The following is a 19,423-nucleotide window of genomic DNA, read 5'->3' as shown; positions in this document are numbered from 1 at the left end:
GATGCCAGAACTTCCAGAGGTTGAAACAGTTAGTCGAACGCTGCGACAGTTAGTTATAGGGAAGACGATTGCCGGAGTAGATGTAAAATGGGCCAATATCATAAAAAGACCTGATGATGTTGAACAATTCAAGCTTGAGTTAATTGGGCAAACCATTCATGAAGTGAACAGAAGGGCGAAGTTTCTTCTGTTCGTACTTGATGATATTACGATGGTTTCTCATCTCAGGATGGAAGGTCGTTATGGACTTTTCCAAAAAGACGAGGAACTTCCTCCACATACTCATGTTGTTTTCCGATTTACGGATGGCTCCGAATTACGCTATCAAGATGTGAGGAAATTTGGAACGATGCACCTTTTTAAAAAAGGCACAGAAGAACAGTACATGCCTTTATCACAATTAGGTGTTGAACCTTTTTCAGAGCGCTTTACAGCCGAATTATTACAGGAAGCTTTTAAAAAAACGACGAGAACGGTAAAAGTCGTCTTACTTGATCAGAAAACAGTGGTAGGGCTTGGGAATATTTATGTAGATGAAGCTTTGTTTCGAGCTGGAATTCTTCCGAATCGACTGGCGTCTTCCTTAACGAGCGATGAATTATCTCTTTTACATAAAGAGATCGTTCAAACACTACAAGAAGCAGTTGACTTAGGAGGTAGCTCAGTTAAATCTTACGTCAATGGTCAAGGTGAAATGGGAATGTTTCAGCAGCAGTTAAAAGTGTATGGTCGAAAGGGAGAAGCTTGTCATCAATGCGGAAACGAAATTTCTAAGTCTGTAGTAGGTGGCAGAGGAACGCATTTTTGTGTGAATTGCCAAAAATAAAGTACATTGGATAGGCTCCTGCCATATACTATCGTATGTTTGAATGGAAGGAGCTTATCATGATGGTTGAGATTCTCTCCTTATTAGCGATCGCACTTGCTGTTAGTCTTGACAGCTTTGGTGTTGGGTTAACATACGGCTTACGAAAGATGAAATTGCCATGGAGATCATTGTTGTTTATTGCTGGTTGTTCTGCTACCTCTATTTTAATTGCGATGTTTTTTGGAAACATGATTCAGACTTATTTGTCTCCAAGTTTTGCTGAGTCCTTAGGAGGAATCATTTTAATAATGATTGGTGCGTGGGCGTTGTATCAAGTATATCGTCCTGCTAAGAATGAAGTGAAAACAAAAGGAGATGAAGTAATCTTAAATTTTGAAATTAAAGTATTAGGTGTTGTGATTCGAATCCTGAGAAAACCGATGGTTGCCGACTTTGATAACTCTGGAACTATCACAGGTCGTGAAGCCTTTCTACTTGGCGTTGCCCTTTCACTTGATGCATTTGGTGCGGGAATAGGTGCGGCGTTAATTGGGTTTTCACCAATTTGGATGGCGATCAGTGTTGCAACAATGAGTGCTTTATGTGTGACGCTCGGAATGAAGAGTGGGAATCGTTTTTCAGATTCCAAATTAATGAAGAAATTTTCCTTTATCCCAGGACTATTGCTTATTGTGATAGGCATTTTTAGTTTATAGTTTTTAATTTTTAATAACTTTCTAGGTCGTGATCTAGGGAGTTACAGTTATTTTAAGCCGAATCTCTTGGAGGATAAGAATGTTAATTGGTTTAACGGGCGGTATTGCTAGCGGAAAATCAACAGTAAGTCAGATGATTACCGAGCTAAGTATACCTGTTATAGATGCAGATCAAGTTGCCCGCGAAGTAGTTGAACCGGGGACGAGTGCGTTACAAGCGATTCGAAATCATTTTGGTGACAAGGTGCTAAATGAAGATGGCACACTTGCGAGAAAACAGTTAGGAGCCATTATTTTTAAGAATCCAGAAGAACGGAAAGTGTTAAATCAAATTGTTCATCCTGCGGTACGAAATCGTATGGAGGAACTAAAACAATTTCACTTGAAAAATGGAGAAAAGACGATTGTTTATGACATCCCTCTTCTATTTGAAAGTGATTTATTTTATTTAGTTGAAAAAGTCATCTTAGTTTATGTCGATGAGGATACACAGGTTCAAAGGTTAATGAACCGAGACCAGGCAGGAATAGAAGATGCTAAACAGCGAATTGGATCTCAAATGCCATTAGCTCACAAGCGTGACCGAGCCGACTTTATTATTGATAATTCACAAACAACAGAGCAAACCAAGGAACAATTGCTGTTCATCTTAAAAGAATGGTCCATCTTATAAAGTGTTTAAATCGTGGTGTAAGCCTTACTCACCCGATTTAAGCACTTTTTTATTTGAGATTTTTTGAAAAGACTTGTAGCGGATATGACGTGATCGTTACATTCCGCTCCAGTCACTCGCTTTCCGCGGGGAGGTGTCGAGCCTCCTCGGCTTTGCCTGCGGGGTCTCGCCGCTACCTCTATATCCCGCAGGAGTCGAGTGACTTCCACTCCACTTCACTAAGAGATAACGCCCATTTTCGGAGCACTATTATCATAAAAACAACTTTTTCATGTTTGCTGTGAGTGTGACAATGGAAAAATCTTAAGACAAAAACCTTATTTTCACCGAAATATCCGGAAAAGAATGGCAATATAATTTTAATGTGATATACTATTTACTATAAAAGGGATATAGAGTATAACTTATATTGTGAGAGGAGTCATTCTAATGAAGGCGAAAGTTGCAATTAATGGTTTTGGCCGCATCGGTCGAATGGTTTTTAGAAAAGCAATGAGGGAACAATTATTTGATATAGTCGCAATAAATGCTAGTTACCCAGCTGAAACGCTTGCACATTTAATTAAATATGACAGCATTCATGGGATATATGAGTTAGATGTAGTCGCAAAAGAACATTCGATAATAGTAGATGGGAAAGAAATCAAACTCCTGCAATCAAGAGATCCACGGGAGTTGCCTTGGCGCGATCTAAAGATCGATATTGTCATTGAAGCGACTGGTAAGTTCAAAACAAAAGAGACAGCTGGCTTACATTTACTAGCCGGTGCAAAAAAAGTTGTAATTACTGCTCCAGGTAAGCAAGAGGATGTAACGGTTGTAATGGGGGTAAATGAAGATAGTTATGATCATGATCAGCATGATATTATCTCAAATGCTTCTTGCACAACCAATTGCTTAGCTCCTGTTGTGAAAGTACTTGACCAAGCATTTGGAATTGAAAGTGGCATGATGACGACAATTCACTCTTATACAAATGACCAGAAAAATATCGACAATCCACATAAAGATCTCAGGAGAGCTAGAGCTTGCGGACAGTCCATTATTCCGACATCTACCGGAGCAGCAAAGGCGATTGCGAAAGTCCTTCCTCACTTAGAAGGTAAATTAAACGGTATGGCTCTTAGAGTCCCTACTCCAAACGTTTCACTTGTTGATTTAGTTGTCAACGTGAAAGAAGATGTATCGGTTGAAGAGGTGAATGAGATTTTAAAGCAGGCTGCCAATAATGAACTACAGGGCATTCTCGGCTTTACAAAAGAACCGCTCGTGTCCATTGACTTTAATGGAGATGAACATTCTTCCATAATTGACGGTTTATCAACGATGGTTATGAATAACAGACAGGTCAAAGTACTTGCCTGGTACGATAACGAGTGGGGCTATTCCTGCAGAGTAGTCGATCTTGTTTCTTATGTTGCCGATAAAATAAAACAAACCATTCACGTACACTAAAATAGTTGAATAGTGTTCATATTGTTGTGAGATCCTAAACCCTAAATGTTGTTTGGAAATCAGATGAAATGCCAGTCCAAATAGCATACAAATTGAGAAAAGGGCAGTATTTTTCAGGTTAAAAAACTGCTTCAATCAATTTCTAAAACAAGGAAATTGATTTTCGTGAACTTCATACAGCAAATCAGGAATTGTTTTGTTGCAGAAAGGGTTAGGATCTCTCTGGACTAACTTTCCCCCTTGTAATGTTACCTTTCCTACAAGCTTAAGAAGGCATGAAAATTCTTTCAAAGGGGGGTTCAACTTATGGACACTATGGGTCGTCACGTTATAGCGGAGCTTTGGGGATGTAACGTGGAAAAGTTGAATAATATGATTTTAATTGAACAAATTTTTGTTGACGCTGCTTTGGAATCAGGAGCAGAGGTTCGCGAAGTGGCCTTTCACAAGTTTGCACCTCAGGGAGTTAGTGGGGTTGTCATTATCTCCGAATCTCATTTAACGATTCACAGTTTTCCTGAGCATGGGTACGCGAGTATTGATGTTTTTACTTGTGGTGACTTAGATCCGAATATCGCAGCCGATCACATAACTGAGTCTCTAGAGGCTACTACGAGTGAAGTCATTGAGATTCCTCGAGGCATGGGACCAATTAAGGTTGGTAAATCAAAAGTAAAAGCTTTATAAGCGTGAAATAAAGAGGTTGACCATCTAATTGTTTTTGATCAACAATAACCTTAGAAACGAAGGTTTCAAAAGTTACTTGTAGGCTAAAAACAGTGTTGGGTCAGTCTCTTTTTGATTTGGAACATTTTTTACGTATATAACACTTTAGGATATGTGATATGATGGTTACATAAAGAAAATGAACGACTAGGCGCTTATCTTGTCAGATTTTTTGTTTTTCTATATTATAAGAGTACCAAGATAATCTGAGTACGTACGGAAAGTGGAGATGATTACATGTTATGTCCTGCTTGTCATCATAATGGAACTCGAGTACTAGATTCTAGACCTAGTCATGAAGGTCGTTCAATTCGAAGAAGAAGAGAATGCGAAGAATGCAGTCATCGTTTTACTACCTTTGAAATGATCGAGGAAATTCCTTTAATAGTTGTTAAAAAGGATGGGACCCGTCAAGAATTTAGTCAGGACAAGATTCTCAGAGGCTTAATTCGCGCCTGTGAAAAAAGGCCTGTTTCATTAGAAACTCTCGAGAAAATTGTAAATGATGTCGAAAGAGAGCTTCGTGGTTTAGGAAAAAATGAAGTGATGAGTCAAGATGTTGGCGAACTTGTCATGGAGCGATTAGCGGTGATTGATGATGTTGCTTATGTTAGGTTCGCATCTGTTTACCGTCAATTTAAAGATATTAACGTCTTTATAAAAGAACTGACCGAATTAATGAATAAAAGCTAAGAATCAAATAGAGCTTATAGCGTCAACTCGCTGGAAGCTCTTTTTACGTTGACATTACTTAGAGAGGAGGACTTAGAAATGACATGGCATTGGAAGGAATTATTACCAGTTGATCGCTTTACCATTCGAACAAGTCAATATGTAACAGAAATAGATCGTCTAACGCTAACGCTTTTGTATCAACCTCTAATTGGGGCTGTTGCTCATAGTCTGTACATTACATTTTTGTCTCAATTACAAAAAGACCAATTTTGGAGTGAGGAACAAACACATAGGCAATTAATGTTATTGCTAGGTGCTCCACTCGAAGTGATTTACGAAGAGCGAAAGAAACTCGAAGGTATTGGGTTATTAAAAACATATAAGCGGAAAGACGCTTCTGGAGAATCTACTTATCTTTATGAAGTTCTTCCACCTATGACACCGAAGCAATTTTTTGAAAATGACGTGTTAAGTGTTTATTTATTTAATCGTCTTGGCAAAACGCATTACCGGCAATTGCGTGAACGATTTACGTTGGACAAGCTAGAGCATGAGGAATACACGGAGTTAACGTATGCGTTTGATGAAGTGTTTGCTTCACTTCATCATTCAGAAATGGTTTCTAATTTAAAATCAGAAACAGGTAACGCATTAAAAGTAGACTCGCATAAACAATTGGTAGAATCAGAAAAGCAGGAGTTTACTTTCTTGCACCAACAATTTGACTTTGACCTTCTAGAGAAAAGTCTGGCTTCTTTCATCGTGCCAGCTGAAGTTCTAACGGACGAAGTGAAAACACTAATTGGAAGATTAGCGTTTGTTTACAGAATAGAACCTTTAGAAATGACGAGCATCTTACAACAATCTCTTTTGCATGATGATAAACTGAATGTAAATGAATTGAGAAAAAAAGTGCAAGAGTGGTATAAGATTGAGCATAGCAATGAACCACCTGGTCTTGGCTTGCAACAGCACCCGATTCAATATCAAGAGTTGCACGGAAAAGAGCCAGCAACAGAAGAGGAAAGAGCGATTAAGTTTTATGAAACGACGCCACCTCTTACATTACTAGAAATAAGAGCAGACGGAGCAAAGGTGGCTGCAGCCGATGCCAAGATTGTAGAATCGTTAATTGTTGACCATCAATTACTTCCTGGTGTAGCAAATGTGTTAATAGATTTCATTTTGTGGAGTCAGGATATGAAGTTAGCAAAAGCATTAATAGATAAAATAGCTGCACACTGGTCTAGAAAAAAAGTAAAAACAGTCAAAGAAGCGATGCAACTAGCTGTACAAGAACAGAAAAAGGCTTCTGAACAACCTAAAAAACAAAGTACTTTTAATAAATCTACGAGACAAAAGCAACAGCCTAAACGTGATAAACTACCAAAATGGTTATTGGCTGAAAAAGAAAAACAAAAGGTAGAATCACAGGAAACGAAGGCACCAGTGCAACAAACACAAAATGGGGAAAAAAGTTTTGAAGAAATGCTGGCTGAACGTAGGCGAAACAAAGAACAGAGAGGAGAGGTATAAGTATGGAGTCAATTCAATCTTCATTGAAACAATGGGCCGTTGATAATGAGAGGTTTCAGCAAAGGCTAAATGATGCCAAAAGAACATTGCTTCATGACCCTGTTGTCAAACAAGCATTAGAGAAAGTCGATGTTTCTGAGGAAGTTCTAGATCAAGATTTAATTAAACTTTACGAGCTTCAAAAGGAACTTAATCATTGTCAGCAATGTCCTGGTTTGTCGCAGTGCCCTAACATGATGAAGGGGTATCAGCCTGAGTTAATCGTTGCGAGAAAATCATTAGATCTTACTTATCATCCTTGTTCGTTAAAGAAAAAAGCTGATAACGATCGAAAACAAAGACAACTCATTAATTCCCTGTACGTACCTAAAGACATACTGCAAGCAACTTTTGACCAATTAGATCCAGATCATGAACGAGAAGAAGCCAGTCGAAAAGCATTGCAATTCGCGTTAAGTGCCAAGCCGGGCGATGAAGGACAAGGGCTTTATTTTTACGGGAAATTTGGTGTTGGAAAAACGTATTTGATGGGAGCTGTAGCGAATGAACTTCGTGACAGAGGCATCCAAACATTTATTGTTTACACACCAGATTTCTTTAGAGAGATGAAATCTTCTATTGGAGACGGGACATTCCAAGAGAAACTTGACATGGTAAAAAAAGCTCAAGTTTTAATTCTTGATGATATCGGTGCGGAAACGATTTCTGGCTGGATTCGTGATGATGTATTGGGAGCTATTTTACAATATAGAATGCTAGAAAACTTACCAACACTATTTACCTCAAATTATGATTATGATGAATTAGAGGAGCATCTATCTTATTCTGAACGTGGTGGAATTGAAGAATTGAAAGCCAAAAGAATTATGGAGAGAATCAAACATTATACAAGTTTTGTCACGGTCGAAGGCGCAAATCGACGCGTTAGATAAACATGAACATTTTTCCAAATGAGACCTCTTCTCTTTGCCAAAAGAAGTAACTATGATAGGATAAAAGTATCTTATTCTAATAGATAGCGGAGGGTACAACATGAGCATAGATGCGATATTAGAACGGGCTCTAAATGGTGAACGGCTGACTATGGACGACGCGGTCGCTCTTTATGAGAGTGATGAAGTTGAAAAAATGGGGGCAGCGGCCAACGAAATTATGAAGAAATGGCACCCAGAGCCAGTTACCACGTTTGTAATTGGTAGAAATGTAAACTATACAAATTTCTGTGACACATATTGTCGCTTCTGTGCATTTTACCGTGCTCCGGGGCACAAAGAGGGTTATGTTCTAAGTGATGATGTCATTTTTCAAAAGATCGAAGAAACACTTGCTGTTGACGGTACAGAAATATTAATGCAAGGTGGAACAAATCCTAATCTACCTCTGAGTTACTATACAGATTTACTGAAGGAAATTAAAAAGCGCTATCCTGATATTTGGATGCATTCTTTCTCTCCAGCTGAGATTTGGAAGATTGCAGAAGTGTCAAATCTTTCTGTTGAAGAAGTGTTACGCGAATTACATGAAGCTGGTCTTGATAGTATGCCTGGTGGTGGAGCAGAAATTCTCACAGAAGAAACAAGATTACGAGTTAGTCGTCTTAAGATTACATGGGAACAATGGATTGATGCAATGAAAGCAACGAAAAAGGTCGGAATGCATGGATCTGCTACAATGGTAATTGGATTCGGCGAATCATACGAAGAACGTGCTCTTCACATGCAACGAGTTCGAGATGCGCAAGATGAGACTCAATGTTTTACAGCCTACATTTCATGGTTATTCCAGCCTGAAAATACGGGTATGTATAAAACAAAGAAGTTAACCCCTCGTGACTATTTAAAAAATGTGGCTATTTCTCGATTATTCATAGATAATATTGAGAATTTCCAATCATCTTGGGTGACAATGGGTCCAGAAGTCGGTAAGTTGTCTCTTGAATATGGTTGTAATGACTTTGGATCAACGATGATGGAAGAAAATGTTGTTTCTGCAGCAGGAACCACTCATAAAGTTAATACAAACGAAATTCTTCGTCTTATCCGTGAAGCAGGTAAAATTCCAGCACAGCGTAATACGAAATATGAAATTTTACGTGTCTTTGATGAAGAAGAACAAGCAACGAAAGATTTTATTATGCAAAATTAATAGGAAGTGAGTCCTTTTCAATTTTATTGGAAGGGGCTTTTTTTGTGTTGAAAAGGGGTGAGGGAAGGGAGGTATTCTATAGACTGTTTTCGTATACTTTATTGTTTTTCTTCATCAAATCGCCATTAACCGCTCCGTTTCATTACGCTGCAGGTACTTGCTTTCCGCGGGGAGGAGCCAAGCCCCCACGACATTCGTCTGTGTGGTCTTGGCCTTTCCTCTTTTTCCCGCAGGAGTCAAGTACCTTCCGCTCCATTCCACTTAGTTAGTTTTTAATAAGTATGATACGAATAATACTTACGAGAAGATTTTTATAAAAGGTTATTTTCACGTATTGTTGTTTTGGGTTTACTTTCTCGTAGTGAAATGGAGCGGAAGTCACTCGACTCCTGCGGGATGAAGAGGTAGGGGCGAGACCCCACTGGCGAAGCCGTGGAGGCTCGGCACCTCCCCGCGGAAAGCGAGTGACTGGAGCGCAATGGAACGAACATGTGACGGAGACAACTATTTTTATAGCAAAAATTTCACGAAAACGGCCTTCATAAATAAAGCATCACACTTCCTAGATTATTTAATCATGTTTTTAAAACCTGAACATAGGATGAAAGTAGAGCCTGTCTGAGATTGGAGTAAAAAGGATGTACCTATAGAGGTGTTCGTTATTTGTAAGGGGGAGTGAGCGTTGATAGCAATCCATTTTGAACAAGAACATGATTGCAAGCAGCTGCTTCGTCAGCTGACAGCGTATATCCAAAAATACGCTGAATACGGCTTGGGTGGTGCTGTGAAAGCAGAAGGTGAGGATACGATTATCCTCAAATATGAAGATAAGCAAGTGGACTTTTATGATTCGTTTCATCCATTACTTGCTTCTGTGCTAACCGATTATGTTATTAGTACAAAGGAAGATGAGTGGTTGTTAGACATTATTGAAACGATGTTTTATTTTACGGATGCAGAAGAACAGCAACAAATTCTAACCATTGCTCGTTCCATTTTAGAAGGGGACCGCAATGATTTGCCACAGATGAAACCATTCTTTAATCGAAGGGCTTTTATTTACGATGCTTTTGCGAAGCACTTAGAAGAGGAAACAACGTTTTATTACGAACCGTTTCTCACATTCAGACTGAGAGATTACGGAGAGATTTTAATTGACTGTGTTGAAATGGCCATTGATGAGTATATGCTAGAACAGGAATATCAAAACATGATTGAAGATTTCAGACAGTATGTTCAATATAAACGATCGAAGCTAGATCTTGTTTATGTCGTACATGATAAAACCTTCGTGTTTTACGATGAGCACTTTCGTAGAATGACGAGAGAGGAATTACTTTTTCATTTACAAGACGATTTAGTCTTCGAACAAGAAGTTGACATTGAAGAAATGGTCATTAGTCCATTAGTGAGCATGGTTCCACGCCTTGTTCATGTTTTCACGGATGATCCAGATCATGGAGTTATTTTATCTATTCAAGCTATTTTCCAAGAGAGAATGAAACTTCATCCTCTGAAAGCTTATGAACAGGAATGGAATTAATTTTTGAATTCGACTTGCTTTTCTAAACAAGGCTCCCTATAATACTACATATCATAGTCAATAAAGAAAGAGTCTTGATGAGGACATGAGGCGTTCAATAAAGTTTGCAGAGAGGGAAGCATGTGCTGAAAGCTTCCTAACTAGACTGACGTTCTTACCACCTCTGAACTGCGTTAGGGAAACACGATTGTGTGGACTATCTAATGCCGGGAACAACCGTTACATTGTATTCTTGAGGAGTTAACTCATAACTTGAGTCGACTCGAACAAGGGTGGAACCACGAACTACACTCGTCCCTTTTTTAGGGATGAGTGTTTTTTATTTTATTTTATAGAAGGAGTGAACTAGCATGGCTGTTGTAAAAATGACATTTCCAGATGGCGCGGTAAAGGAGTTTCCAAGTGGAACAACGACAGAAGAGATCGCGGCATCGATTAGCCCAGGTTTAAAGAAAAAAGCACTTGCTGGGAAAGTAAATAATGAATTAATTGATCTACGTACACCGATTACAGTGGACGGAGATATTGCGATTGTAACTCCAGACTCGGATGAGGCTTTAGAGATTGTTCGTCACAGTACAGCACACGTGTTGGCACAAGCTGTAAAACGCTTATTTAAAGACGTTAAACTTGGAGTTGGTCCTGTCATTGAAGGTGGCTTCTATTATGATATTGACTCGGAGCAATCTATCACAGCTGAGGATCTACCTAAGATTGAAAAAGAAATGAAAAAAATCATCTCAGAAAATCTTGAATTGAAGCGTATCGAGGTAACAAGAGAAGAAGCGATCGCGAAATACAAGGAAATTGGTGATGAGTACAAGTTAGAGCTGATTGAAGCCATTCCTGAAGGTGAGATGTTGACGATTTACGAGCAAGGTGAATTCTTTGATCTTTGTCGTGGTATTCACATTCCATCAACAAATAAAATTAAGGAGTTCAAGCTTCTTAGTTTAGCTGGCGCATACTGGCGAGGCGATAGCAAAAATAAAATGCTTCAACGTATTTACGGAACAGCTTTCTTTACAAAAGAAGATTTAAAAGAGCACCTTCGTCTACTAGAGGAAGCGAAAGAGCGTGACCACCGTAAGTTAGGAAAAGAGCTTGGTATTTTCGCTTTATCACAAAAAGTGGGACAAGGCTTGCCACTATGGCTACCTAAAGGTGCTACGGTTCGTCGTATCATTGAGCGTTATATTGTCGACAAAGAAGAAAGACTTGGTTATCAACATGTGTACACGCCTATTTTAGGCAGCTCAGAACTTTATAAAACTTCTGGCCACTGGGAGCACTATAAGGATGATATGTTCCCTGTTATGGAGCGCGACAATGAAGAGTTTGTTCTTCGCCCAATGAACTGTCCACATCACATGATGGTGTATAAGCAAGAGATGAGAAGCTATCGTCAATTGCCTCTTCGTATTGCCGAACTTGGCATGATGCACCGTTATGAGATGTCTGGTGCCGTTTCAGGTCTTCAGCGTGTTCGAGGTATGACTTTAAATGACGCTCATATTTTCTGTCGACCTGATCAGATTAAAGAGGAATTTTTACGAGTGGTTCATTTAATTCGAGAAGTATACAAAGACTTTGGAATTGAGAGTTTCAAATTCCGTTTATCGTATCGCGACCCTGAAGATAAAGAAAAATATTTTGATGATGATGCAATGTGGGAAAAAGCTCAAGGAATGCTTAAAGATGCGATGAATGAGCTTGGCGATATTGAATATTTCGAAGCAGAAGGAGAAGCGGCTTTCTACGGTCCTAAGCTTGACGTTCAGGTGAAAACAGCACTTGGAAAAGAGGAAACTCTGTCAACGGTTCAATTAGATTTCCTACTTCCTGAACGCTTTGATTTAACATATGTTGGAGAAGACGGCCAACAGCATCGTCCAGTCGTTGTTCACCGCGGTGTTGTTTCAACAATGGAGCGTTTTGTTGCTTTCTTACTAGAAGAATACAAAGGTGCTTTCCCAACATGGTTAGCACCAATTCAAACACAAATCATTCCAGTCTCAAATGATGTGCACTTAGACTATGCGAAAAAAGTTCAAGAAAGCTTACAAGCGGTCGGTGTCCGTGTTGAAATTGATGAACGCGACGAAAAGCTAGGATACAAAATCCGCGAAGCTCAAATGCAAAAAATTCCTTACATGCTTGTCCTAGGAGACAAGGAAATGGAAGCATCAGCAGTGAACATCCGCAAATACGGAGAACAAGACTCAGAATCCGTTTCTCTAGAGCAATTCGTTGAACAAATGAAAACAGAAGCAAGAAAATAAGAGAAAAAAACCAACAGGGCGAACTTCCCTGTTGGTTTTTTTCAGAGCAGCGAGCGAAGCCAATGCTAACGACCGAGGAAAGAGGCAGAGGTAGGGATAAGGAGGGGTGAAACATTAAGCGAAGCCGGGAGGTCGTGGTGCGGACACAGATGCCCTTATATGGCATTAAAACCCTGATTTTTCAATGTTCAGGGACTTCAGGTTCCTTATTAGCTAAAATTGAGCTTAATAAAGCCTGTAAAATAGCCAATAAGGGCTTCTAGGTCCGTTTCCCCCACAAAAATCACAGTGAAACCACAGATAAGGTATCTCATGTCCACAGCTCAACCACTCCCCAATCACAATCAGCCGATAAAAAGTTCTCTCCCTAGCTAACCAGTAAACCACTTCTTCAAAAAAACTAATATCTTTGTATAATTTTTCTTAAAATAAGGCATTGCTTTCTAATAACTTAAGGGTTAGAATAATATAGGTCGGCCACTAAAAAAGTTTGACACCTTTCAATGGATATGGTATATTCGTTGAGTAAACAATTAAACATTGGAAACAAAGCAAGCAGAGGCGCCCGCTTCTCACCTGATGACGCAATAGCAGTTTACAGGTATTAAACGTTTCATTTCTGGATAAATGGAATAAGTGTGGGCGTATATATTGCGCCTACACTTTTTTTGTACTTAAATGAGGTGCATTAAAGCTACTGTTGCAGTAGTAATGCTTATAAATTTGCTTTGGTTCGTTAAAATCCTTTGGAGGTGGCTCGTTATTAGTAAAGACATGTTGGTCAATGAAGGGATTCGTGCACGTGAAGTACGTCTTATTGGAGCAAACGGAGATCAAGTTGGAGTTAAGTCAAAACAAGAAGCTCTTGAAATGGCACAAAACGTTAATCTTGATTTAGTATGTGTTGCCCCAACTGCGAAACCACCTGTGTGTCGTATTATGGACTACGGAAAATTCCGTTATGAACAACAAAAGAAAGAAAAAGAAGCGCGTAAAAATCAAAAAATCATCAATGTAAAAGAGGTTCGTCTGAGCCCGACGATTGAAGATAATGATTTCAATACAAAGCTTCGCAACGCTCGTAAATTCCTTGAAAAAGGAGATAAAGTAAAAGTGGCGATCCGCTTCCGTGGACGTGCTATTACTCACTCTCAAATTGGACGGAAAGTATTAGAGCGTTTAGCAAAAGAATGTGAAGATGTTGCAGTGGTAGAATCAATGCCTAAGATGGAAGGGCGTAGCATGTTCCTTATGCTTGCTCCTAAAGCTGAGAAGTAACATCTAATCTAGCTTGTAACAAGATTAAAGGAGGACCTGAGTTATGCCAAAAATGAAAACTCACCGTGGTGCTGCAAAGCGTTTCAAGAAGACTGGATCTGGAAAGCTGAAGCGCTCACACGCATTTACTAGTCACTTATTCGGTAACAAGTCACAAAAGCAAAAGCGTAAGTTACGCAAAGCTGGAATGGTTCATTCTGGTGATTTCAAGCGTATCCGCTCAATGTTAACGTACAAAAAATAATTGATCGTTTGATAGAAGGAGGGAACTTCGATGCCAAGAGTAAAAGGCGGTTATGTCGCTCGTCGTCGTCGTAAGAAAGTTCTAAAGTTAGCTAAAGGTTATTACGGTTCTAAACATACACTATTTAAATCAGCTCAAGGTCAGGTAATGAAGTCATTACTTTATGCTTACCGTGATCGTCGTAACAAAAAGCGTGACTTCCGTAAGCTTTGGATTACACGTATCAACGCAGCTGCTCGTATGAATGGTCTTTCTTATAGCCGTTTCATGCACGGTTTAAAGCTTGCTGATATCAATGTAAACCGTAAAATGCTTGCTGAGCTTGCTGTAACTGACGAACAGTCATTTGCACAACTTGCTGATAAAGCAAAAGCTAGTTTAAACGCATAATGATAAAAGCGCGGCAGATGTCGCGCTTTTTTTATTTTGTAAAAAGGTAATTTCACTTAAGAGGTAGCTATTATATCTGAAACTGAACAAGGTGAAATATAACGGATCATGAAGGATGCGCAGCCTATAAAATAAAATGAATAATTGGAGGTGCCTTACTATGCTACTAACTGTTTATCTCATTGTGATTAACATCCTAGCCTATGTTATCATGGGATTGGACAAGACCCGGGCGAAACAAGGTCAAAGACGGGTTGCAGAGAAGACATTGTTTTTATTTGCTTGGTTAGCTGGTAGTTTAGGAGTGTATGTTGGCATGAAAGCTTTTCGCCATAAAACAAAAAAGAAAAAATTTTATATAGGAGTTCCAATTATTCTCTTTATTCAATTACTAGTACTAGTCTTCATCTTACAGGTTATCACAGCATAGATTAAGAGAAGAGGGGGCCAATAGTATGGAGGAATTTTTAGAGAGCTCATTTCAATTTATTGAACAAAGTGGTTGGCTAGCTCCGCTGTTCTTTGTCTTGCTCCATGTATGTAGACAAATCTTTTTTATTCCAGTGCTTGTTATTTGCCTTCTAGGTGGCTATTTATTTGGGACGGTTTATGGGTCAATCTATTCCATTATAGGTCTTACTGCGGTAAGTATGGTCTTCTATGGGCTTATTCATATTTTTCCTAGTGTGAGAGGGAAGTTGACGAAAATAAAAAAGCGTCTATTAAAGTCAAAACAAGTAAGTGTTCCTCAAATGATGGTTATGCGGCTTATGCCTTTTGTTCATTTTCATCTCGTGTCTCTTTATTTAATGGAATCAACAAAAGATTTTAAAACATATTCAAAGTATTCGTTTCTAGTTAGCATTCCACCGGCTGTTGTTTATACGGCTTTTGGAGACATGATACACGAATTACCACTTGCTGGAACGCTTGTTTTTGCCAGTTTCTTAGCGATTCTTTTTCTGTTTTTTAGGAAGAAAAGAACAAATATTAGCTGGGATGAATTTTTTGCGACCAAGAAATCGTAAAATGTTTCTCTAGCACTTTAAAGACCATATCATGATGATATGGTCTAATTTTATGGTAACTAGCTTTTTTCTTTGCGCTAAACCATTATTTTTTTAATAGCTCTTTTATCGGACTTTTCCATTCAATCTTCGCACTTGGGTATCGTAGGCGGATATCATCTGCGATAAATTGAAAATCTTCTTTGTTAAACCCAGTTAAGCGATCAGTTTGTCTAGCCCAAACGTATATGGAGACAATCTCAAACGATTGATCAGTTGTCCCCAGATACTTTTCACCTTCAAACATAACTCCCTTATAAGTAATGAGAAAGTTTTTTCGGACGTCTTTTTCTTCATCGTAGAAATAAAATTGCTTTTTGTCGTGGGCTTGCTCAAGCTTTCTTTTAGGGTGAAATAGATATTTTAATGCTGAATAAGCTAGTACTACGACAGCGATCAGTAACAACAAACGAAATAAGATAACCAATTTATTCGCCTCCTTATGAGGTACATTCTTTTGTATATAATGATTTTGACATACTTTCTTTAGAGAAGTAAAGTCCTTACTATGTGATACGATTAACTATCGATTTGGTTACGTTTTTTTTTGAAAATAATTGTTATAATACTGAAAAGAGGAGGAATATCATGGATATACAAACGTTATTCGCTATACAAAAACAACTAAATGACCGAATCATAGAGGAGCATCATTTAGCTAATCAAGATCTCTTTAAAGAAAAGTTACTTGCTTTTATTGTTGAGATAGGAGAATTGGCGAATGAAACAAGGTGCTTTAAGTATTGGAGTCGGAAGTCTTCCTCGGAACGAGCGGTTATTTTAGAAGAATATGTGGATGGCCTTCATTTTGCTTTAACTCTTGGTTTAACACTTGAAACGACGTCGGTTATCGTACCAGATAAACATGAACCGAAAGAAACGCTTACAGAACAATTTTTAGATATAATACATTTATCACAACGTCTAGAACATAATCCACAGCTGTTTCAAGCTTTTTTAAATTCGTTTTTCGCGTTAGGGGCTAAACTTGGTTTTACATATGAAGAGATTGAGGGAGCTTATTTAGAAAAAAATAAAGTGAACCATGAAAGGCAAGATAACGGCTACTAAGATTAGATTGTTGTAACTATTTTCTGTATACTTAAATGGTAGAAAATTATAGGAGGGATTACATAATGACTAAGCTTGATGAAAAATTGCAAATGTTAAAAGATTTAACAGATGCAAACGGGATTTCAGGGAATGAGCGTGAAGCAAGAGAAGTAATGAGTAAATACATAACTCCATTTGCAGATGAAGTAACGACAGATCATCTAGGAAGCCTTGTCGCTAAAAAAACGGGAAAAGCAAATGGCCCGAAAATTATGGTAGCTGGTCATCTTGATGAAATTGGATTTATGGTTACGAGCATCGACGAAAAAGGATTTTTACGTTTTCAGACAATTGGCGGCTGGTGGGAGCAAGTTATGCTAGCACAGCGTGTGACAATTATGACGAAAAACGGAAATATCCCTGGAGTCGTAGGCTCTAAACCTCCACATATTCTTGCACCAGAAGCTCGTAAAAAGCCAGTTGATAAAAAAGATATGTTCATTGATATTGGTGCACAGAGCAGAGAAGAAGCTGAGGAGTTTGGTGTCAGACCTGGAGATTCAGTTGTTCCTGTCTGTGAATTTACTGTGATGAAAAATGAGAAATATATAATGGCAAAAGCGTGGGATAACCGAATTGGTTGTGCGATTGCTATTGATGTCTTGCGTGGGTTACAAGGAGTGGACCATCCTAATACGGTTTACGGAGTTGGAACGGTTCAAGAGGAAGTTGGCCTTCGCGGAGCTCGTACATCTGCTCATTTAATTCAACCGGATATTGGCTTTGGCGTTGATGTTGGGATTGCAGGAGATACTCCAGGAGTCACGGAAAAAGAAGCACTTGCCAAAATGGGCGACGGGCCACAAATTGTTTTATATGATGCATCAATGATCTCTCACAAAGGACTACGAGATTTCGTTACGGATACAGCTGATGAGAATAACATTCCGTATCAATTTGACTCAATGGCAGGAGGCGGAACGGATTCTGGCGCTATTCATTTAACAGCGAACGGTGTGCCTGCACTATCTATTACCGTACCAACCCGTTATATTCACACGCACGCAGCGATGCTACATCGTGATGATTATGAAAATACGGTTAAGCTAATCGTAGAAGTAATCAAAAAGCTCGATCAAGAAACAGTCGAGAAAATTACGTATAATTAATGATAAAAAAGAGCGATTTCCTAGTGAATTCGCTCTTTTTTATCACTCTCTAGTGTAGCCGGGCTCGGTAATTGCTCGATCTTGCTGTTTCTGATCGGAAGCTTCTGTTTTCTGATCTAAAACTCCGGTTTTCTGATCCGAATCGGGAAATTTATGATCCGAAAAACTACTTTTCTGATCCGCACACACCTCACAACAAATAAATCAAACTTTGTATAAAATCAAAAAAGAGCACTGGTCCATAGATAAGACCCGTGCCCCAACAAATATTACTGCAAACCTTGACTAATTTGCTGACAAACAGCATTTTTATCTTCTTCACTAGCATTTTGCCAGTATACTTCAAATAAAACGCCTAAACCAGGAAGCATTTTTTCTTCGCCTTTTTGCATCGCATCTACGATCGTTGCTTCTACCTCTTGATCAGTACTTCCTTTAATATTGGCCATAATTGCCCCACGTAAATTAAAACTCATCGCTTAGCACTCCTTTTTAATTGAAAAATAATCCTTCTGCTAGTAGTATGCAACAGCATGGACTGGATTATGAGAAAAAAAATGGGTATGATGGATGAAATGAGAAGAAGTTTTTTAAAGGAGTAGAAAATGAAAAGAATTGACTCAGTAAAAAATGAACATATAAAAAAATGGAAAAAGCTAAAAACAAGAAAAGGTCGGGAAACAACGGGGCGTTTCCTCGTCGAAGGATATCACCTTGTTGAGGAAGCAAGTAAGGCAAAATTAGTCGAGTATGTGTTGATGACAGAAGAAGCAACTCCTACATCTACACTTCAGTCTGAAGATGTTATATTAGTCACTGATCAAATTATGAAAGAGCTTTCTGAGACAGAGACTCCTCAAGGCATTGCGGCTGTTTGCGTGTTACCAAAGGAACCTGAAGTTGAACGATTAGAAGGACAATACCTGCTAATTGACCGAGTTCAAGACCCAGGCAATGTTGGGACGATGATTCGTACGGCCGACGCAGCTGGTTTAACAGGAGTGATTCTTGGTGAAGGAAGTGTGGACGTATTTAATAGTAAAGTCATTCGTGCTTCACAAGGCTCTTTGTTCCATCTCCCTGTTATAAAAGGCAACCTTGAAGAGTGGGTTGGTAAGCTTAAAAATGCAATGATTCCTGTTTTTGGGACAGCGTTGAAGGAAGCGAGCTCTTATTCTGCCCTAGAGCCACAAGCACAGTTTGCCTTAATAGTTGGCAATGAAGGAGAAGGAGTGTCTCAAACGTTACTTGAGATGGCTGATCAAAATGTATACATTCCTATACATGGACAAGCAGAATCGTTAAATGTTGCTGTTGCAACAGGAATTTTACTTTATTATTTTAAGGGTTAATTTAGGTAAGGAAGTTGCATCTCCGCATAACTTTCTCTATAATAAATAAATCAAATGTATATTTTATAAATGCTAAGAAAGAGAGTAGTATGTTTTTAACCACCATTCAGGGAGAAAATGCCTTAGACTGAAAGCATTTTTATGGAAGGAAAAACGGAATTCACTCTGGAGCAGACACTGGACCGCAAGAGACTCTTGTGAAGGTGTTCCGGTTTCGACCGTTACAGCAATGAAGATAATAGTGGGGATGTCTCACTATTAACTAAGGGTGGTACCACGAGTCTTCGTCCCTTTTGCGGGAGCGAAGGCTC

At 38.9% G+C, this 19,423-nt stretch carries 21 protein-coding genes and 2 other annotated features; of the genes, 19 read left to right on the top strand and 2 right to left on the bottom strand.

The genetic code is table 11. From position 1 onward, the window contains the following. The first annotated feature begins 1 nt into the window (after window position 1). From mutM to JCM9157_RS05200, 16 genes are all read left to right on the top strand, one after another. Window positions 2–826 (top strand): DNA-formamidopyrimidine glycosylase, encoded by an 825-nt coding sequence (gene mutM, locus JCM9157_RS05275; RefSeq protein WP_035662874.1) that lies wholly within the window; start codon window positions 2–4, stop codon window positions 824–826. Between the two features lie 62 nt (window positions 827–888). Beyond that, window positions 889–1,524 (top strand): sporulation membrane protein YtaF, encoded by a 636-nt coding sequence (gene ytaF, locus JCM9157_RS05270; RefSeq protein WP_035662872.1) that lies wholly within the window; start codon window positions 889–891, stop codon window positions 1,522–1,524. Window positions 1,525–1,603: 79 nt separating this feature from the next. Further along, a complete protein-coding gene (gene coaE, locus JCM9157_RS05265) occupies window positions 1,604–2,197 on the top strand; it encodes a dephospho-CoA kinase (protein WP_276563940.1) in 594 nt (197 codons plus the stop codon). 429 nt (window positions 2,198–2,626) lie between these two features. Continuing rightward, complete coding sequence (locus tag JCM9157_RS05260) at window positions 2,627–3,652, top strand: glyceraldehyde-3-phosphate dehydrogenase (RefSeq protein ID WP_035662868.1); 1,026 nt, start codon at window positions 2,627–2,629, stop codon at window positions 3,650–3,652. Window positions 3,653–3,958: 306 nt separating this feature from the next. Continuing rightward, window positions 3,959–4,339, top strand: a complete 381-nt coding sequence (speD, locus tag JCM9157_RS05255) for an adenosylmethionine decarboxylase (protein WP_035662867.1) — start codon at window positions 3,959–3,961, stop codon at window positions 4,337–4,339. A 276-nt stretch (window positions 4,340–4,615) separates the two neighbouring features. Then, window positions 4,616–5,071 (top strand): transcriptional regulator NrdR, encoded by a 456-nt coding sequence (nrdR, locus tag JCM9157_RS05250; RefSeq protein WP_035662866.1) that lies wholly within the window; start codon window positions 4,616–4,618, stop codon window positions 5,069–5,071. 78 nt (window positions 5,072–5,149) lie between these two features. Further along, a complete protein-coding gene (locus JCM9157_RS05245; RefSeq protein WP_035662864.1) occupies window positions 5,150–6,589 on the top strand; it encodes a replication initiation and membrane attachment family protein in 1,440 nt (479 codons plus the stop codon). A 2-nt stretch (window positions 6,590–6,591) separates the two neighbouring features. Further along, the gene (gene dnaI, locus JCM9157_RS05240) at window positions 6,592–7,521 is read left to right on the top strand and encodes a primosomal protein DnaI (protein ID WP_035662862.1); all 930 of its coding nucleotides are present in this window, start codon (window positions 6,592–6,594) and stop codon (window positions 7,519–7,521) included. Window positions 7,522–7,621: 100 nt separating this feature from the next. Beyond that, window positions 7,622–8,734, top strand: a complete 1,113-nt coding sequence (gene mqnC / locus JCM9157_RS05235) for a cyclic dehypoxanthinyl futalosine synthase (protein ID WP_035662861.1) — start codon at window positions 7,622–7,624, stop codon at window positions 8,732–8,734. Window positions 8,735–9,416: 682 nt separating this feature from the next. After that, window positions 9,417–10,277, top strand: coding sequence for a putative sporulation protein YtxC (ytxC, locus tag JCM9157_RS05230; RefSeq protein ID WP_035662859.1), 861 nt, complete (start codon window positions 9,417–9,419; stop codon window positions 10,275–10,277). Window positions 10,278–10,627: 350 nt separating this feature from the next. Then, window positions 10,628–12,559 (top strand): threonine--tRNA ligase, encoded by a 1,932-nt coding sequence (gene thrS / locus JCM9157_RS05225; protein ID WP_035662858.1) that lies wholly within the window; start codon window positions 10,628–10,630, stop codon window positions 12,557–12,559. Window positions 12,560–13,106: 547 nt separating this feature from the next. Then, window positions 13,107–13,234, top strand: a sequence feature (ribosomal protein L20 leader region). Between the two features lie 99 nt (window positions 13,235–13,333). After that, on the top strand, window positions 13,334–13,837 hold the full coding sequence (gene infC, locus JCM9157_RS05220) for a translation initiation factor IF-3 (protein ID WP_035662857.1): 504 nt from the start codon (window positions 13,334–13,336) through the stop codon (window positions 13,835–13,837). A gap of 43 nt (window positions 13,838–13,880) precedes the next feature. Then, the gene (rpmI, locus tag JCM9157_RS05215) at window positions 13,881–14,081 is read left to right on the top strand and encodes a 50S ribosomal protein L35 (RefSeq protein WP_035662855.1); all 201 of its coding nucleotides are present in this window, start codon (window positions 13,881–13,883) and stop codon (window positions 14,079–14,081) included. Between the two features lie 30 nt (window positions 14,082–14,111). Next, window positions 14,112–14,471 (top strand): 50S ribosomal protein L20, encoded by a 360-nt coding sequence (rplT, locus tag JCM9157_RS05210; RefSeq protein WP_035662853.1) that lies wholly within the window; start codon window positions 14,112–14,114, stop codon window positions 14,469–14,471. Window positions 14,472–14,631: 160 nt separating this feature from the next. Next, entirely contained in the window at window positions 14,632–14,901 is a 270-nt protein-coding gene (locus JCM9157_RS05205; protein WP_035662852.1) for a DUF1294 domain-containing protein, read from the top strand. A 25-nt stretch (window positions 14,902–14,926) separates the two neighbouring features. Beyond that, window positions 14,927–15,499 (top strand): TVP38/TMEM64 family protein, encoded by a 573-nt coding sequence (locus JCM9157_RS05200; protein WP_035662851.1) that lies wholly within the window; start codon window positions 14,927–14,929, stop codon window positions 15,497–15,499. An 85-nt stretch (window positions 15,500–15,584) separates the two neighbouring features. Here JCM9157_RS05200 and JCM9157_RS05195 read toward each other — a convergent pair whose 3' ends face one another. After that, on the bottom strand, window positions 15,585–15,965 hold the full coding sequence (locus JCM9157_RS05195; protein WP_035662850.1) for a hypothetical protein: 381 nt from the start codon (window positions 15,963–15,965) through the stop codon (window positions 15,585–15,587). A 161-nt stretch (window positions 15,966–16,126) separates the two neighbouring features. On the opposite strand from JCM9157_RS05195, the gene JCM9157_RS05190 reads away from it, so the two are divergent. Then, window positions 16,127–16,609: a dUTP diphosphatase gene (locus JCM9157_RS05190; RefSeq protein ID WP_035662849.1), complete on the top strand. Its 483-nt coding sequence runs from the start codon at window positions 16,127–16,129 to the stop codon at window positions 16,607–16,609. A gap of 65 nt (window positions 16,610–16,674) precedes the next feature. Then, the gene (locus JCM9157_RS05185) at window positions 16,675–17,760 is read left to right on the top strand and encodes a M42 family metallopeptidase (RefSeq protein ID WP_035662847.1); all 1,086 of its coding nucleotides are present in this window, start codon (window positions 16,675–16,677) and stop codon (window positions 17,758–17,760) included. A 269-nt stretch (window positions 17,761–18,029) separates the two neighbouring features. Here JCM9157_RS05185 and sspI read toward each other — a convergent pair whose 3' ends face one another. Then, the gene (sspI, locus tag JCM9157_RS05180) at window positions 18,030–18,236 is read right to left on the bottom strand and encodes a small acid-soluble spore protein SspI (RefSeq protein ID WP_035662846.1); all 207 of its coding nucleotides are present in this window, start codon (window positions 18,234–18,236) and stop codon (window positions 18,030–18,032) included. A gap of 129 nt (window positions 18,237–18,365) precedes the next feature. Here sspI and JCM9157_RS05175 point away from each other — a divergent pair, with 129 nt between their 5' ends. Next, window positions 18,366–19,112, top strand: a complete 747-nt coding sequence (locus JCM9157_RS05175) for a TrmH family RNA methyltransferase (RefSeq protein WP_035662845.1) — start codon at window positions 18,366–18,368, stop codon at window positions 19,110–19,112. 65 nt (window positions 19,113–19,177) lie between these two features. Next, window positions 19,178–19,407: a binding site (T-box leader), on the top strand. The last annotated feature ends 16 nt before the right edge of the window (window positions 19,408–19,423 follow it).

This window comes from Halalkalibacter akibai JCM 9157 (genome assembly GCF_000513135.1).
Lineage (GTDB): Bacteria > Bacillota > Bacilli > Bacillales > Bacillaceae_D > Halalkalibacter > Halalkalibacter akibai.
The sequence above is the reverse complement of the archived record's forward strand: the minus strand, read 5'-3'. Positions and strand labels throughout refer to the sequence as shown.